12 protein-coding genes are annotated in these 16,848 nt (G+C 64.9%); 5 read left to right on the forward strand and 7 right to left on the reverse strand.

Annotation, left to right across the window (positions count from 1 at the left end; all coding sequences use genetic code 11):
• Positions 1-208: 208 nt before the first annotated feature.
• Positions 209-1,633: an aspartate ammonia-lyase gene (locus tag GJV18_RS01555; RefSeq protein ID WP_160342968.1), complete on the forward strand. Its 1,425-nt coding sequence runs from the start codon at positions 209-211 to the stop codon at positions 1,631-1,633.
• A gap of 506 nt (positions 1,634-2,139) precedes the next feature.
• Positions 2,140-2,925, forward strand: a complete 786-nt coding sequence (locus tag GJV18_RS01560; protein WP_160342969.1) for a substrate-binding periplasmic protein — start codon at positions 2,140-2,142, stop codon at positions 2,923-2,925.
• Positions 2,926-2,934: 9 nt separating this feature from the next.
• Here the strand turns inward: GJV18_RS01560 and GJV18_RS01565 are convergent, their stop codons facing one another.
• Complete coding sequence (locus GJV18_RS01565) at positions 2,935-3,966, reverse strand: AraC family transcriptional regulator (RefSeq protein ID WP_160342970.1); 1,032 nt, start codon at positions 3,964-3,966, stop codon at positions 2,935-2,937.
• Between the two features lie 205 nt (positions 3,967-4,171).
• Between GJV18_RS01565 and GJV18_RS01570 the strand changes: the two genes are divergently transcribed.
• Together GJV18_RS01570 and GJV18_RS01575 are read left to right on the forward strand one after the other, a co-directional pair.
• Positions 4,172-5,143 (forward strand): TAXI family TRAP transporter solute-binding subunit, encoded by a 972-nt coding sequence (locus GJV18_RS01570; RefSeq protein ID WP_160342971.1) that lies wholly within the window; start codon positions 4,172-4,174, stop codon positions 5,141-5,143.
• A gap of 118 nt (positions 5,144-5,261) precedes the next feature.
• Positions 5,262-7,811, forward strand: coding sequence for a TRAP transporter permease (locus GJV18_RS01575; RefSeq protein ID WP_160342972.1), 2,550 nt, complete (start codon positions 5,262-5,264; stop codon positions 7,809-7,811).
• A gap of 94 nt (positions 7,812-7,905) precedes the next feature.
• Here the strand turns inward: GJV18_RS01575 and GJV18_RS01580 are convergent, their stop codons facing one another.
• Entirely contained in the window at positions 7,906-9,063 is a 1,158-nt protein-coding gene (locus tag GJV18_RS01580) for a hypothetical protein (RefSeq protein WP_160342973.1), read from the reverse strand.
• A gap of 328 nt (positions 9,064-9,391) precedes the next feature.
• Between GJV18_RS01580 and GJV18_RS01585 the strand changes: the two genes are divergently transcribed.
• A complete protein-coding gene (locus GJV18_RS01585; protein WP_160342974.1) occupies positions 9,392-10,906 on the forward strand; it encodes an NCS2 family permease in 1,515 nt (504 codons plus the stop codon).
• Here GJV18_RS01585 and GJV18_RS01590 read toward each other — a convergent pair whose 3' ends face one another.
• The 5 genes from GJV18_RS01590 to GJV18_RS01610 form a co-directional block, all read right to left on the reverse strand.
• Positions 10,907-11,488 carry a hypothetical protein gene (locus tag GJV18_RS01590; protein ID WP_160342975.1) on the reverse strand — a complete coding sequence of 194 codons (582 nt, stop codon included), beginning with the start codon at positions 11,486-11,488 and terminating at the stop codon, positions 10,907-10,909. It abuts the gene before it with no gap.
• A 100-nt stretch (positions 11,489-11,588) separates the two neighbouring features.
• Positions 11,589-12,839 carry a peptidyl-prolyl cis-trans isomerase gene (locus GJV18_RS01595; protein ID WP_178113400.1) on the reverse strand — a complete coding sequence of 417 codons (1,251 nt, stop codon included), beginning with the start codon at positions 12,837-12,839 and terminating at the stop codon, positions 11,589-11,591.
• Positions 12,840-13,829 (reverse strand): phospholipase C/P1 nuclease family protein, encoded by a 990-nt coding sequence (locus GJV18_RS01600; protein WP_160342976.1) that lies wholly within the window; start codon positions 13,827-13,829, stop codon positions 12,840-12,842.
• 152 nt (positions 13,830-13,981) lie between these two features.
• Positions 13,982-15,628, reverse strand: a complete 1,647-nt coding sequence (locus GJV18_RS01605) for a Na/Pi cotransporter family protein (RefSeq protein WP_160342977.1) — start codon at positions 15,626-15,628, stop codon at positions 13,982-13,984.
• A gap of 95 nt (positions 15,629-15,723) precedes the next feature.
• The gene (locus GJV18_RS01610) at positions 15,724-16,845 is read right to left on the reverse strand and encodes a PilT/PilU family type 4a pilus ATPase (protein WP_160342978.1); all 1,122 of its coding nucleotides are present in this window, start codon (positions 16,843-16,845) and stop codon (positions 15,724-15,726) included.
• Positions 16,846-16,848 lie beyond the last annotated feature (3 nt).

Genomic DNA, 16,848 nt, shown 5'->3' on the forward strand with positions numbered 1-16,848 from the left:
GGATGGGTAAAGCGTCATCCACCCTACGCCCTGTGCTGGATGGCTAAAACAGCATCCACCCCACGTCTGCCAGCACAGCGCGGTCACACCGACATTATGCCGATTATGCATGACCCAGCGTTTAACAGCATTGGCCACGACCAGGCCACAGCCCCTAATCTACGGGCCATCGCGGCTTATGCCGTATTCCCTAGAGATAGCACTTATCATGTCCGCTGCTGCATCAACTCGCCTCGAAAAAGACCTGCTCGGCACCCTTAACGTACCTGCCGATGCCTATTACGGCATCCAGACCCTGCGCGCCGTGCAGAACTTCCGCCTGTCCGGTGTCACCCTGTCGCATTACCCGAAGCTGGTGGTCGCCCTGGCCATGGTCAAGCAGGCAGCAGCCGATGCCAACCGCGAGCTGGGTCATCTGTCCGCCGCCAAGCACACCGCGATCAGCACCGCCTGTGCGCGCATCATCCAGGGCGAGTTTCACGATCAGTTCGTGGTCGACATGATCCAGGGCGGCGCCGGCACCTCGACCAATATGAATGCCAACGAGGTGATCGCCAATATCGCCCTGGAAGCCATGGGCCATGAGAAGGGCGAGTACCAGTACCTGCACCCGAACAATGACGTGAACATGGCGCAGTCCACGAATGACGCCTATCCGACCGCCATCCGCCTGGGCCTGCTGCTGGGCCACGACAGCCTGCTCACCGCCCTGGACAAGCTGATCCAGTCCCTGGCCGCCAAGGGCCTGGAGTTCGGCCATGTGCTGAAGATGGGCCGCACCCAGCTGCAGGACGCCGTGCCCATGACCCTGGGCCAGGAATTCCGCGCCTTCGCCACCACCCTGGGCGAAGACCTGCAGCACCTGAAACTGCTGGCCCCGACCCTGCTCACCGAGGTCAACCTGGGCGGCACCGCCATCGGCACCGGGATCAACGCCGACCCGCAGTACCAGCTGATGGCGGTCAAGCGCCTGGCGATTATCAGTGGCCACCCGCTGACCCCGGCCGCCGACCTGATCGAAGCCACCAGCGACATGGGCGCCTTCGTGCTGTTCTCCGGCATGCTCAAGCGCACCGCAGTCAAGCTGTCGAAGATGTGCAACGACCTGCGCCTGCTCTCCAGCGGCCCGCGCACCGGGATCAACGAGATCAACCTGCCGCCGCGCCAGCCAGGCAGCTCGATCATGCCCGGCAAGGTCAACCCGGTGATCCCGGAAGCGGTCAACCAGGTGGCCTTCGAGGTGATCGGCAATGACCTGGCCCTAACCATGGCGGCCGAAGGCGGCCAGCTGCAGCTGAACGTGATGGAACCGCTGATCGCCTACAAGATCTTCGATTCGATCCGCCTGCTGACCCGCGCCATGGATATGCTGCGCGAGCTGTGCATCGACGGCATCAGCGCCAACGAAGCCCACTGCCGCCAGCTGATGGAAAACTCCATCGGCCTGATCACCGCGCTGAACCCCTATATCGGCTACGAAAACGCCACCCGTATCGCCAAGGTGGCGCTGGACAGCGGCCGCGGCGTGCTGGAACTGGTGCGCGAGGAGAAGCTGCTGGGCGACGCCGAACTGGCCGATATCCTGCGTCCCGAGAACATGATCGCGCCGCGTCTGGTGCCCTTAAAGGCATAAGTCACGGTCGCAGGCTGAAAAGGCTTGTAGGGTGCGCCGTACGCACCGGAGCCGCCTCTGGTGCGCACGGCGCACCCTACGCGCGAAAGAGCAGAGCAACACCCGCACAGGGATGTGTGGGGCTTATGCGCCTACCCGGCGCATCGGCATAGCCGGAAGGAAACCGGCAGCCAACGAGATGCCACAGGCATCCAGGGCATACCTATAAAGCAACCACACAGGGTGACCTCATGAATCTATTCGACCTCGGTCGTCTCTCTCCTCAGGACAGCGGGCCACCCCCGACGTCCTAGTGCCCGAACAGCCCCTCCAGTCGGGCGGTTGCGATTTTCCCTGCCACGGCCCTGGCCGTGGCGGGTATTCGTGTCGGCACACCCCTTCGTTACCGCCTGACTGGGCGGGCTTTCTCGCACCGGAGCACCCCTGGCGTTCGTCGCCCTGCCCTATCCGGGCCGGGCGACGGCGTCATTTCGTGATGCCCTACAACAATAAAAAGGGACAAACGCATGTTGCAGCCGCTTAAAACCTTCTGGCGTTCGCGCCGCCGTCATCTGGCCGCCCTGACCCTGGGCCTGCTGTGCAGCCCGCTGAGCCAGGCCGCCCTGCCGCCCGACTACAAGCTGACCCTGCTGACGGAGAATTTTCCGCCCTTCAATATGGCCGTGAACGGCAAGAATTTCGCCCGCGGCGACAAGATCCAGGGCATCAGTGCCGAGATTGTGCGCGAAATGTTCAAGCGCGCCGGCATCGACTACAGCCTGACTCTGCGCTTCCCCTGGGATCGCATCTACAAGCAGGCGATGACCCAGGCCAACCACGGGCTGTTCTCCACCTCCCTGAGCGAGGCGCGCAAACCGCTGTTCAAGTGGGTCGGGCCGATTGCCCAGTACCAGAGCGTGCTGGTCGGCCTCAGGGACGGCGGCCCGCGCCCAGCCGATCTGGAAGAGGCCAAGGCCTACCGCATTGGTGCCTACCAGAGCGCGGCGGTCAGCCAGCATCTGGAGCGCCTGGGCTTCACCCCGCTGAACGCCCTGCGCGATCAGGAGAATATCCGCAAGCTGCTGCGCGGGCAGATCGACCTGTGGGCCACCTCCGACCCGGTCTGGCGCTTTTATGCCCGCGAGCAGGGTGTCGACGGGCTGGAAACCCGGCTCAGCTTCGAGACCTCGCAGCTCTATCTGGCGCTCAACAAGGACACCCCGGACGAGGTGGTGCAGCGCCTGCAGCAGGCCCTGGAGCAGATGCACGCCGAAGGCTATGGCAGCTGTGCGAAAAACCCCGAACTCTGCTGAAACAGCCGGCTAGCTGTCCTGGCGGGCATGACGTTGGCGATATTCTCCGGGGGTCATGCCGCTCCACTGGCGGAAGGCGCGGAAGAACACGCTGGGTTCGGAATAGCCCAGCAGCAGGGCGATCTCGGTGGCGGGCAGCTGGCCGTCCTGCAGGTAGCGTTCGGCCAGCTGGCGGCGGGTGTCGTTGAGCAGTTGCTGATAGCTGCTGCCCTCCTCGGCCAGATGACGCTGCAGGCTGCGCTCGCTCAGGGCCAGGCTGCGCGCCAGCTGCTGGCGATCCGGCTCGCCCCGGGCCAGCTGCTCACCCAGCAGCACCACCACCCGAGCACTTAACCCCTCGCTGGGAAGCCGCGCCAGCAGGGCCTCGGCATGCTGGCGCAACAGGCTCTGCAACGGCGGGTTGGCCTGGATCAGCGGCGCATCGGCCAGGGCCCTGGGCAGCACAATGCCGTAATCGTCGGCAGCAAACTGTAACGGGCAGGGAAAGATCGCCTGGTAGGGCGCCAGATCCGCCGGTTCGTCATGCACGAACTGCGCGCGCAACGGACGAAACTCCGCCAGCAGCGGCTGGAACATCTGCACCCAGCAGGCCATCAGGGCCAGCACCCGGGTGCGGGTCGCCGGCAGGTCCGGGTGCAGCGGGCGGTACAGCAGCTGCAACTCCTGCTCGCGCTCCAGCAACTGCACTTCGCCACCTTCACCCACCAGGCGCTGGTAGCGCAGCGCCGCCGCCAGGGCTTCGCCCAGGGTCGCGCTGCTTTGCAACAGGTAACCCAGCACGCTGAACGGCCCCGGCGCCAGGTTGCTGCCAACGGCCAACCCCGGTTCACTCAGGGGCAGACGACTCAGGGCCTGCCACAGCCGCTCCTGGGTGGCGAAGGGAATGCGCGCGTCGGGATCGCTCAACTGCGCCGGATCGAAGCCGCATTGCTCCATCAGCGCCTCGCGCCCCAGGCCCAGGCGACTGGCGGCATGCAGTACCGCCTGACTGAGGCTGGCACTGACCGAGGCCTGGGTTAGATCGGATCGGGCTCTGTTCATGTCGGCGATTCTGCCCAAAGCCGTGCCCCGGGGATAGCCCGCAGCGTCTTTCAGCCTGGGCAGCAGGGTCTATGCTTACACATCCGGTTACCCGGTCAGCCCCCCCGGGCTGCCCCAAGCCTGACCAAATGGTTAGACTCTTGCACCCTGGCCGCCGCCCACAAGGCGGGCCAGGCTCACAATAAAACCCAAAGGAGACCTCACCATGAAAGGCCAATCCCTGGCATGGGCCCTGTCCGCCGCACTCGCCGCCACCAGCCTGAGCGGCGCGGTACAGGCTGAAGAGCAGTTCGTCACCATCGGTACCGGCGGCCAGACCGGCGTGTACTACGTAGCCGGCCAGTCCATCTGCCGCTTCCTCAACCGCGGCGCCGCCGAGCACGGCATCAAGTGCAACGCCCCGGCCAGTGGCGGTGGCGTGGCCAACGTCAACGGCATCCGCAGCGGCGAATTCAACTTCGGCATCATGCAGTCGGATCACCAGTACAAGGCCATGAGCGGCGTCGCCCCCTTCGAGGCCGAAGGTGCCATGGAAGACATCCGCGCGGTGTTCTCCCTGCAGAGTGAGGTGTTCACCATCCTCGCCCGCCGCGACGCCAATATCGCCAGCTTCGATGACCTCAAGGGCAAGCGGGTGAATATCGGCAACCCCGGCTCCGGCCAGCGCGACACCCTGGAAGAGATCATGGCCGTCAAGGGCTGGGATCGTTCCGCCTTCGCCCTCGCCGCCGAACTCAAGCCGGCCGAACAGGCCAGCGCCCTGGGTGACAACAATATCGACGCCATGACCTACTTCGTCGGTCATCCCAATGGCGCGATCCAGGAAGCTACCACCACCACCGACGCGGTGCTGGTACCGGTCACCGGCGCCGAGATCGACCAGTTGCTGGCGGCCAAGAGCTACTACACCAAGGCCGATATTCCCGGCGGCCTGTACAAGGGCAACGATGCGCCGACCCCGTCCATCGGCGGCAAGGCGGTGCTCTCCACCTCGGCCAAGGCCAGCCCGGAAGTGGTCTACCAGCTGGTCAAGTCGGTGTTCGACAACATCGATCGCTTCAAGCGTCTGCACCCTGCATTTGCCGACCTGAAGGAAGAAGACATGATCAAGGTGGGCCTGAGCGCGCCGCTGCATGAAGGTGCGGTGCGTTACTACAAGGAACGCGGCTGGATGTAAGCCGCTGTGGTCGCAGTCCGCTGCGGCCACCTTGCACTACGCTTGATTTGAGCAGCCCGCGCGCCGCAAGGCCGCGGGTTTTGCCATTTTCCGTCTTTCCGAATGCAGGTTCGCCCCCATGCATGACAAGCAACTGTCCACCGAAGAACTGATCGCCCAGGATGTCGGCGCGCGCCTGCCCGTGGGCGCCATGGCCCAGGTGATCGCCGGCCTGGCCCTGCTCTGGTCGCTGTTCCAGCTGTGGATCGCTTCGCCGCTGCCCTTCGTCTTCGGTTTCGGCGTGCTCAACGACACCGAAACCCGCTCCATCCACCTGGCCTTTGCCCTGCTGCTGGCCTTTCTCGCCTACCCGGCGTTCAAGTCCTCGCCGCGCGACCGTGTGCCGCTGCTGGATATCGCCCTGGGCCTGGTGGCCGCGGCCAGCGCCGCCTACCTGTTTATCTTCTATCAGCAGCTGGCCCTGCGCCCCGGCAGCCTGACCAGCGCTGATCTGGTCACCGCCTGCATCGGTATCCCGCTGCTGCTGGAGGCCACCCGCCGCGCCCTGGGCCCGCCGCTGGCGATCATTGCCCTGGTGTTTCTCCTCTACAGCCTGGCCGGGCCCTATATGCCGGGCATGCTGGCGCACCGCGGGGTCAGCTTTAACGCCCTGGCCAACCACCAGTGGATCACCACCGAGGGGGTGTTCGGCATCGCCCTGGGCGTGTCCACCAGCTTCGTCTTTCTCTTCGTGCTGTTCGGCGCGCTGCTGGAGCGGGCCGGTGCCGGGCATTACTTTATCCAGCTGGCCTTCAGCCTGCTCGGCCACTTCCGTGGCGGCCCGGCCAAGGCGGCGGTGATGGCCTCGGGCATGACCGGGATGATTTCCGGCTCGTCGATCGCCAACGTGGTCACCACCGGCACCTTTACCATCCCGATGATGAAGCGCACCGGCTTCTCCGCGGAGAAGGCCGGCGCGGTGGAAGTGGCCTCCTCGGTCAACGGCCAGATCATGCCGCCGGTGATGGGCGCCGCCGCCTTTCTGATGGTCGAGTACATCGGCATGCCCTATGTGGAGATCATCAAGCACGCCTTCCTGCCGGCGGCCATCTCCTATATCGCCCTGCTCTATATCGTCCACCTGGAATCGCTCAAGCTCGGCCTGCAACCCATCGGCACCGCCCAGCCCAAGCCCTGGCTGCGCCGCCTGACCGGCTTCGCCTTCGGTGCGGCGCTGATCAGCGGCCTGTCCCTGGCGGTGTATTACGGCCTCGGCTGGCTCAAGCCGGCCCTGGGCGATTACGCCCTGCCGGTGATCGGCGCGCTGCTGGCGCTGGTCTACCTGGGCCTGCTGAAGATCGCCGCCAGCGTACCGGTGCTGCCGCCGGAAGACCCGGACGCGCCGCTGGAAGAGCTGCCCCAGACCCGCGCCGTGCTGCTTTCCGGCCTGCACTTTCTGCTGCCGGTGGTGGTGCTGGTCTGGTGCCTGATGATCGAGCGCCTGTCGCCGGGGCTGTCGGCCTTCTGGGGCAGCGTGATGCTGATCATCATCCTGCTCACCCAGCGCCCGCTGCTGAGCTGGATGCGCCACGACGGCAGCCACGACCACGGCACCTTTATCGATGGCGTGGTCGACCTGCGCGAAGGCCTGATCGCCGGGGCGCGCAATATGATCGGCATCGGCATCGCCACCGCGGCGGCCGGCATGATCGTCGGCGCGGTGTCGCAGACCGGGGTCGGCCTGGTGCTGGCCGATCTGGTCGAGCTGCTGTCCATGGGCAACCTGCTGCTGATGCTGGTGCTCACGGCGATCTTCAGCCTGATCCTGGGCATGGGCCTGCCGACCACCGCCAACTACATCGTGGTGTCCAGCCTGCTGGTGCCGGTGATCGTCACCCTGGGCCAGCAGAACGGGCTGATCGTGCCGCTGATCGCCGTGCATCTGTTCGTCTTCTACTTCGGCATCATGGCCGACGTCACCCCGCCCGTGGGGCTGGCCTCGTTCGCCGCGGCAGCGGTATCCAAGGGCGACCCGATCAAGACCGGTATCCAGGCCTTCTACTACAGCCTGCGCACGGCGGTGCTGCCGTTCCTGTTTATCTTCAATACCGACCTGCTGCTGATCGACGTGGACTTCTGGCACGGGCTGCTGATCTTCGCCGTGGCCACCCTGGCCATGCTGATCTTCGCCGCCTCGACCCAGGGTTTCTTCCTGGTCAAAAGCCGCTGGTACGAAAGCCTGCTGCTGTTGCTGGTGGCCTTTACCCTGTTCCGCCCGGGCTTCTGGATGGACCAGCTGCACGATCCCTATGTGGAGATTGCACCGAGCGAACTGGCCCAGGCCCTGGGTTCGGTGGAAGACGGCAGCCAGCTGCGCCTGCGTGTGCTGGGCGAGAACGAGGTGGGCGACCCCCGCGAGTTCAGCCTGCTGCTGCCGGTGCCCAGTGGCGAAACCGGTGAGCAGCGCCTGGAGAAGCTCGGCCTGCTGACCTACCAGGACGGCGACAAGCTGCTGGTGGACAGCGTGACCTTCGCCAGCCCCGCCGCCGAGGCGGGCCTGGAGTTCGACCAGCAGATCCTCAGCGTCAAGGCCCCCACGGACCGCTGGGCCAAGGAGCTGATGTGGCTGCCGGCCCTGCTGCTGTTCGGCCTGATCGTCTGGCTGCAACGGCGTCGGCGTACGACCTAGCCCAGGTTGAGCAAAAGCCCGGCCCCCAGGTGCCGGGCTTTTCATTTGGCTATGTGGCCGCTAAAGCGGCCCGCAGCGTTTGCAATGCCAGCGCTTAGGCAGTCAAACCAAAGCGCTGCAGAACACGCAACATGTAGAGCGCCTCAGCATGATTGTCGCTGCAATGCACGCCGTGCATCTTCTTGCCCGCCTGCTCGGACAACTCGCCGCGTAGCTGGTGCTTCCACAGCATGTTCAGGTTGTCCAGATGAGGGTAATCGGTAATGCGCTCGGCCGGTGCAACTGGCTCAAGGTCATCGCACAGCAGGAAAATCCGGGGCAACAGCTCTTCCCCATAACGCCCCTCCATCCAGTTGCCACCACGCAATTGAGCCGCCACGTTACGCGCCATATCGGGCTCGACTTCGATCACCTCACGCACCGCAAACTTCTCGCCAATACGCTGCAGCGCCGCAGCCTGCAAACCTGCATCCAGCACATCGGCACGCAGAGCCAGCACGCAGAAGTAATGGTAGCCCGGCACGGGGGCCAACAACCCCTGCTGTTCGGCCTCGATCAGGCCACCCAGCCAACCCGCATTCAGCGGCCAGCGTACTTTCAGGTCATAGGGCATGTCGCTGTTGTGCTGCACCAGCCAGCCATGCAGAGCGCCCAATGTCAGCGGCTGCGGCAAGCTGACGGTCGCCTTTTCAGCCTCTTCCTGCAAACGCTGCAACAGCGGCTGCAGACTTTCCCGCTCGCTGGCCTCGTCCGTTCGGCACAGCCCCGCGGCCTTGGCATAGAGCAGGTGATAGACCAACGACTGGATATGCGCCAGCCCGACAAGGCGATAAAACCCCCGAGGGTCACGCACCCGGGTGGCCAGCAGGCGCCTTGCCATCAATGGTGGATAGTAGGGGTAGCGCATAAAGGCAAACCCGCGGGAGCCGATGCTGCAGTAGAACCGGCAGGGCACCCCATCGTTGGCCATATGTCGAGCGGCCACGCGGGCAAAGCCCTGGGGGCCACGGGCGCAGATATCCAGCAATAACAGCACTTCTTCGGCATCGTCACCCACTGAAGGTGTGGCCTGCAGATCCAAACTGTCAGGCCAATGCAGGACAACATGCTCAATGTCACTACGTGCCAGGTCAGCCAGAAAAGCCCCAAGATTGCGCACGCGAAACCCGGTGGCCTCAAGATCCTTGCCGGCGCCACGAATGCGCCGAATCAGTCGCTGCCTGTTGAGCAGGCGGGTGATGCTTCTAATCATGCCTTTCCTTTCCATGGCCCTGGCGAGATGGGCAGCGTTGCGCACACCTCAGCGACCATCTAGATGATCCCGAATTCCGGCGATTGTAGGGATTCAGGCTTCGATTTGCTCGCCCGTGTGGCCAATCTTCTAATTCGACAATCACCACACACAGGCCGATGCCAGGCTTTCGCACCTTGTATGACTGACGCCACAAAGCAGGATAACCTTGGCCCAGGGCGCCTCAGGCGGATGTTTCTGAGCTTGTGGTCAGGATATTGCAGCGTTGCTAGACTCCAAGCGCCTGTACACAAGACTGTGTACAAAACACAACAACTAGAGGCATGCCATGTCGACACCCCAGGTTCACTATCCCTGGTACAAGAAGGAAGACACCGACGCCTTCTTCGCCCTGTTCCAGAACAACATCGCCAACTTCGTGATCATCGCCATCAGCATGCTCGGCATGGGTTTTCCCGCCGAGATCGTGTTTGGCCAGGTGCTGCCCGGCGCCGCAGTGGCGGTGATGGCCGGCAACTTCTACTACGCCTGGAGCGCCGCGCGCCTGGCGCGCAAGGAAAACCGCGCCGACGTCACGGCGCTGTCCTACGGCATCAGCACCCCGGTGATGTTCGTCTTCCTGTTCGGCGTGTTGCTGCCGGCGAAAAACCTCACCGGCGACGCCGAACTGGCCTGGAAGGTGGCGGTGGCCGCCTGCCTGATCAGCGGCGCCATCGAGGCGGCCATCAGCCTGATCGGCGGCTGGGTGCAAAAACGTCTGCCGCGCCCGGCCATGCTCGGCGCAGTAGCCGGGGTGGCGCTGACCTTTATCGCCGGCGAGATGCTGTTCAAGACCCTGGAAATTCCCATGATCGGCCTGCTGGTGCTGGCCATCACCATAGTCGGGCTGGTGGCGCGCATCAGCATGCCGTTTCGCCTGCCCGCCTCGCTGTTTGCCATCGTCGTCGGCACCGCCCTGGCCTACCTGGTCGGCGCCGCCGACAGCAGCAAGTTCAGCGACGCCTTCACCCACCTGGGCTTCTACCCGCTGCTGCCCAACCTGGCCTGGTACGAAGGCCTCGGCCTGCTGTTCACCACGATGCTGGCACTGATGACGGTGATCCTGCCGATCACCCTGTACAACGCCATCGAGACCATGAACAACGTCGAGGCCATGAGCGCCGCCGGCGACAGCTACAGCGTGCGCGAATGCCAGGCGGTGGACGGTGTCGGCACCATGCTCGGCGCGCTGTTCGGCGGCGTGTTCCCCACCACCGTGTATATCGCCACCGTGGGCTCGAAGTGGATGGGTGCCGGGCGCGGCTACAGCATCCTTAATGGCGCGGTGTACGGCATCGCCACCATGTTCGGTCTGATCGCCTTTATCGCCGCGCTGATCCCGGTGGCGGTGGTGGCGCCGATTCTGGTGTTCGTCGGCATGTCGATGATCGCCACCGCGTTCAACAGCAACCACGCCCGCTACTACCCGGCGGTGGCCCTGGCCATGCTGCCGTATTTCGCCAACTACCTGATGACCCGCTTCAACCGCGGCGCGCCGGAGGTGGTGGAGGGCATTTCCACGGCTATCGGCGCATTGGGTCAGGGCGCCATGTTCAGCGCCATTCTGCTCGGCGCCATGACGGTGGCGGTGATCGACCGCCAGTTCCGCCAGGCCACGGCGTTCGCCCTGATCGCCGCGGCCATGGCCTTTGTCGGCCTGATGCACGCCCCCAAGCTGGCCTGGTACGCCGCCCCGGACTTCGTTCACGGCTACCTGCTGATGGCGCTGTTCTTTGCCTGGTATGCCTGGTGTGGTGCCGAGCCGGCGCAGGCTGGGCCGAGCAACGCGCCGGCAGGGGATTGATCAGGGCAACAGCTCGGGCGCCTCGCGTTGCAGCTTGCTCTGCAGCATCTCCAGCTGCTGCAGGGCGGCGCGGGCTTCGTCGATTTCCTCGGCGTTGCGGGTGCCGGCCTGGGCTTCCTGCTCGATCCGCTGGCGGATCGCCGGGATCTGCTTGACCCCACCGGCATAGGCCATGATCAGGGCGCGGCTGTGCTGCTCCTCGAAAGCGCGGTATTGCTCGGGGTCGGCCAGCTGCTCGGCACTCGCCGCCTGACGCGGCCGGCGCTCGCCCAGAACCGGGCTGCGCGGGTCGCCCTGCTCGGCCATCAGCTGCATCAGCATCTGGGCTTCTTCGATATTCAGGCTGGGTTCTTCCTCAGGTTCGACAACCAGCTCGCTGGCCATCGGGCCTGAGGGGGCTGTGACGGGTGCGATGGGCACCATGGTTGGCGCCGGGGGTGCCGGGCGCGATGCGCTGTCGGACGTTATCGCGGGCCTGAGTGCCTGGGGTGTCTGCAGTGCCTGCATATTCAGGCCCCACCAGGCCGCCAGGCTGACCGAGGCGCTCAGGCAGAGCAGGGCGCCCAGTATCCAGGCCTTCATGGCGTCCTCCCGCAGTCGACAAACGCCTGACCGTAGGGTGCGCCGTGCGCACCAATAGCGCCGTGCTGTCGGTGCGCACGGCGCACCCTACATGCGTTGCTCATAACCCCTCCACCCGGGCCCCGGCCAACAGGGCATCGACCCGGGCCTGGAATTGCCGGGTCAGCTGTTCCTTGGCCACGGCCTGGTTCACTTCATAACGCACACTGGGGTCGCTCAGGGGCAGCTGACGGTCCTCGCGGGCGCGCACCTGAACGATCTCGAAGGCCCCGTCGATCCACATCGGCAGCGAGGTGGTGCCGGTCTTCTGCAGCAAGGCGGTCTTGCGCAGAAAGTCCAGGCCCTCGGTGTCGGCGCGGATCTCGCCCAGATCCCCCGGCGGGGTCAGATTCTTGCTGGCTGCGGTGGAGTGGCGCTGCACCGCTTCGCTGAAATCCAGGCCCTGCTGCAGTTCGGCGTGCACGCGATCCGCCGTGGCCTGATCCGCCAGGCGAATATGCGCCGCCTCGACGCGGGTGACGTTCTGGAATTGCTGGCGATGACGCTGGTAATAGGCCTCGGCGTCGGCGTCGCTGACCTGGCGGGCCAGGGCGCGCAGGCTCGGGGTTTCGTGGTGGAAGTCGCTGTGCAGGCCCAGCTGGTGCAGGTACTGATGACGCACCAGCTTGTCCCGCACCAGCTGACGCAGGCCGGCCATCTCGGCCTCGCTAAAGCCCTGCTGATGCTGCAGCTGATGCCAGAGAAAATCGCGCCAGGCGCGCTGGCGCACCGCTTCGGCCAGGTACTGCAGGTTGCCCTGTTGCAGCTCCACCTGGCCCTGCACGTTGTCGCCCTGGTACAGCTGCAGCAGGTCGAGCTGGCGCTCGGGGCCGCCGGGGAACTGCCAGTGGATCAGCACCAGGGCCTTGGCCTGCGCCTGTTGCTGGGGGCTGAGCTGCAGGCTGTCGAGCACCACCCCCTGCTGCGGCGCGGCGAGAATCGCGCGCAGCTGCTGGCTGCTCAGGGGCTGAGGCTGGCGCAGATAGGGGCGCACATCCTGGGCGAACTGGCGGCCGTAAACCTGTTCGATCAGGTTGGCCGCCTCCACCTCCACTAGGGCGTCCAGCTCGCGGCGATACCTGTCCTGCAACTCGCTTTCCACCTCACGGGCCAGCAGGTGGTTCTCCGCCAGACCCAGACGCAGGCGGCGCAGGTCGGTATTGAACTTGACCCGGGTCATGGCCTGCTCCAGCAGGGCCACGCTCTTGCCGGGCAGGCGTTGCTCGTTGATGCGCAAGTCCTGGGCGGCCAGGGCCGACAGGCAGATGCCGGTCAGCCCCAGTGCCAGCAGGGCGCTGTTCAGGCGCCGCACTTACAGGCCACCCTGGCCGTGGAAGTTGTTGGCGCCCTTGGTCAGCACCGCCACGGTCAGGGCGATGGACTCGGGGATCAGCTCCTGGGCCACCCGCAGGCGGGTGCTGTAGCTGGTGTCGTACAGCGGTTCGGGGCGCTGGTAGGCGATCTGGGCGGTCTGGGTGATCAGATCGCGGATCGGCCGCTGCGGGTCGTAGCTGCCGACCCGGCTGGCGACCTTGCTCAGGTCGTTGAGGCCTTCGCGGAAGTAGTGGTCGTCCACCCAGCCTTCCCAACCGGAATGGCCGTTGCCGGAGGTGACCCAGGCATGGTGCGGCTGGGCCACATCGCCGGTGGCGTGCAGGGCATAGCCGATGGTCTGCAGCGACGGGGCGTTCTTGAACTGATCGAACCAGTACTTGGCCAGGTTGTCGATGGGCTGGAAGGCGGCGGTCTGGAAATCACCGTAATGGGTCTGCCAGTTGGAGTAAGTGCCCTGGCGGTAGTGCGCCTCGGTGGTGTCGAAATCGCTCTTCTTCAGCTCGCGGTTGTACAGGTAGACCATGGCGTACCAGTCCACGTCGCCGCTCCAGCTGCCGTCCACCTTGCGGTAGCGGTAGTCGTAGCCGCCGTGGTCGTTGCCATGGGCGTCGCCCTGGCGACCCATGTTGATAAAGTGCCAGTAGGAGGTGTAGTTGACGATGGAGGCCGCCGCGCCATACACCGGCGCGTGTTCGTAACCGACCCACCAGCCACCCAGGCGGGTGTCCTTGAAGTCGTCGACGTCATAGGCGGCCTGGCCGAGGATTTCCCCGGCGCGGGCCTCGCTGCCGGCCGCGCCGACGTAGAACTGGTAGGCACGCTTCATCTCGGCCGTGGCGTGGGCCGAGTTCATAAAGCCCAGGGCGTCCTTGACGATATTCTTGTGGGTGGGTTGCGACCAGGCGCTGGCCTGGCTGGCGGCAAAGGACAGGCCTAGACCAATGGCCAGAGTGCTAAGGGTTTTCATAGGGGCAGGCGCTCTTTTGTTGTTGGAGTTGAGCATTACTAGCGAGAGTTGATGGCAAAACTGTTGCAACTTCGCCCATCAACTAAAGCGCACTGCCCATCCAGCCCACCACCCAACCAAGGTTTGGTGGTATAGACCAAGTCGATGCCTGCCTATTCATCCCCTCCCTGCTCAGGGTGCAACGCCCCGGTCTCACCGCTTTCCAGCACCACATAGGCACTGGAACAGAACAGCGAGTTGAGCCTCTGCATATCACCGATCAGTTCCATATGCAGGGCGCTGGTTTCGATGCTCTGCACCACCTGACGATGCAAGCGGCCGACGTGGGCGTGGGCCAGGCGCCGCTCCTGGGCGCGGAAGCGGCGCTTCTCGCGCAGCAACTGACGCGCGCTCTCGGCATCACCGGAGAGCAGGACGTTGAGCCCCAGGCGCAGATTGGCCATCAGCTGGGCATGCAGACCGGCCAGTTCCTCCAGGCCGCTGTCGGAAAACCCGTGGCGCTGCGCGGTCTTCTGATCCTGCACCTTGCCAAGCATGCGCTCGATAATGCCGCCGGCCCGCTCCAGGTTCACCGCCCACTCAAGCACCTCGGCCCAGCGCCGACTGTCCCGTTCGCTCAGGGCGTCACGCGAGACCTGGGCCAGGTACAGTTTGACCGCGCTATAGAGGGCATCGACATCATCATCCAGGCGACGCAGTTCCTTGCTCAGGGCCGGCTGATTGCTACGCAGCACCTCCAGCAGATGGTGCAACATGGTTTCCACCAGATCGCCAATGCGCAGGGTCTCGCGCACCGCATTGGCCAGGGCCAGGCTCGGCGTGTCCAGTGCCGTGCGGTCCAGATGGCGCGGACGGGCCACACCGCTGACATCCGGACGATCCGGCAGCAACCAGTTGCAGAAGCGCGCCATCAGTCCCACCGTCGGCAGCATCAGCACACAACGCAGGGTGTTGTAGAGCAGGTGAAAGAAGATCACCAGTTCGGCCGGGCGCCAGTTCAGCTCATCCAGCCAGTTCACCAGCGGGTTCAGCACGGGCATCACCAGCAACAGGCCGATCACCTTGTACAGCAGGCTGCCCAACGCCACGCGGCGCCCGGCCGGGGTTTGCAGGCTGCTGGTGAGAAAGGCCAGCACGCCGCTGCCGATATTGGCGCCGATCACCAGGCCGATGGCCACCGGCAGGCTGAGCAGGCCGGCGCCGGTGAGGGTCGCGGTAAGCAGCACGGCGGCCAGGCTGGAGTAGGAAATCAGGGCGAAGAGGGCGCCGACCAGGGCATCGAGCAGCAGGTCGCCGGTCAGCGAGGCGAACAGTACGCGGATGCCGCGGGCTTCGGTGATCGGCGTGGCGGCGGCGACGATCAGCTCCAGGGCCAGCAGCATCAGGCCCAGGCCGATGGCCACCCGCCCCAGCTGACCGGCCCGGGTCTGCCGCCGGGAGAGAAAGAAGATCACCCCGAGAAAGATCAGCAATGGGCTCAACCAGTGCAGGTCGAGGGTCAACACCCGGGCCATCAGGGCGGTGCCGACATCGGCGCCGAGCATGATCGCCAGCCCCGGGGTCAGGGCCATCAGCCCCTGGGCGACAAAGGAGGTCACCAGCAATGCGGTGGCATTGCTGCTCTGCACCAGTGCGGTGACACCGATTCCGGCGGCAAAGGCCAGCGGGCGCTTGCTGACGTTGTGGCTAAGCACCTTGCGCAGGTGCGAACCGTAGACCCGCAGGATGCCGGTGCGGACGATATGGGTGCCCCAGATCAGCAGGGCGATGGCCGAGAGCAGATTGAGCAGGGTGAGCATATCCACAGCCTCCCTGGCGGCAGGCGGTGGTTATCAGAAATTTTTCCGCCTCTGTATGAGCTATAGGCCGCGAATCGGCAGGCCGCCAGTGCCAATCAGAAATCGCGCAACACCTTCTGCTCGCTGTCCTCGGCGGAAAAGCCCCGTTCCAGACGCACCTTGAGGCTCAGGTCGGTGCGCGAATCGGCGAACTTCAACGCCTCAGTCATCGAGATACGCCCAGCCTCCAGCAGCTGATAGAGGTGCTGGTCGAAAGTCTGCAAACCCTGCTCCAGCGCCCGCGCCGTGGCCTCGCGCAGATCGCTGAGCTGGTCACGCTGGATCAGGTCGCGGATATAGGGCGTACCCAGCATCAGTTCGATGGCGGCCACGCGCTTCTGGCTCACCCCCGGCACCAGGCGCTGACCGATCACCGCCAACAGGTTCTGCGCCAGATCAGCCAGCACCTGCTTGCGGGCCTCGTCGGGAAAGAAGCGCACGATACGCTCGATGGCATGGCTGCTGCTGGTGGCATGCAGGGTGGCCAGGCACAGGTGGCCGGTTTCGGCATAGTGCAGGGCGTGCTGCATGGTCTCGGCATCACGGATCTCGCCGAGCATGATCACGTCCGGCGCCTCACGCAGCACGTTGCGCAGGGCATCGTTGAAACTGTGGGTGTCCAGGCCCACCTCACGCTGGTCGATGATCGACTTCTGGTGGCTGTGCAGGAACTCGATGGGGTCTTCGATGCAGACGATATGCCCGCCCTTGTGGCGGTTACGAAAATCCAGCATGGCCGCCAGGGTGGTGGACTTGCCGGAGCCCGCGGCGCCCACCACCAGCACCAGGCCACGATCCTGCATGCTGAGTTTCTCCAGCAACTTGGGCAGGCCCAGGGTGGCAAAGTCGGGGATGCGCGTGGTGATCAGGCGCACCACCATGGCCACCTCGCCACGCTGGTAATAGATATTCACGCGAAACCGCCCGGCGGCCTGCATGCTCACCGCCAGGTTCATCTCCAGATCGCGCTCGAAATCCATGATCTGCTTCTGGTTCATCAGCTGGTAGGCCAGGCGTTGCACCTCGCCCTGCTTGAGCACCCGCCCATCCAGGGCCTGGCTGATGCCTTCCAGCTTGATATGCACCGGCGCGCCGACGCTGAAAAACAGATCCGAGCCGCCTTTTTCATACAGCGCCTGCAGATAGGGAAAAACATCCAGTTGATTGCTGTCCGCCATGAT

It is taken from the genome of Pseudomonas xionganensis, assembly GCF_009763245.1.
GTDB lineage: Bacteria > Pseudomonadota > Gammaproteobacteria > Pseudomonadales > Pseudomonadaceae > Aquipseudomonas > Aquipseudomonas xionganensis.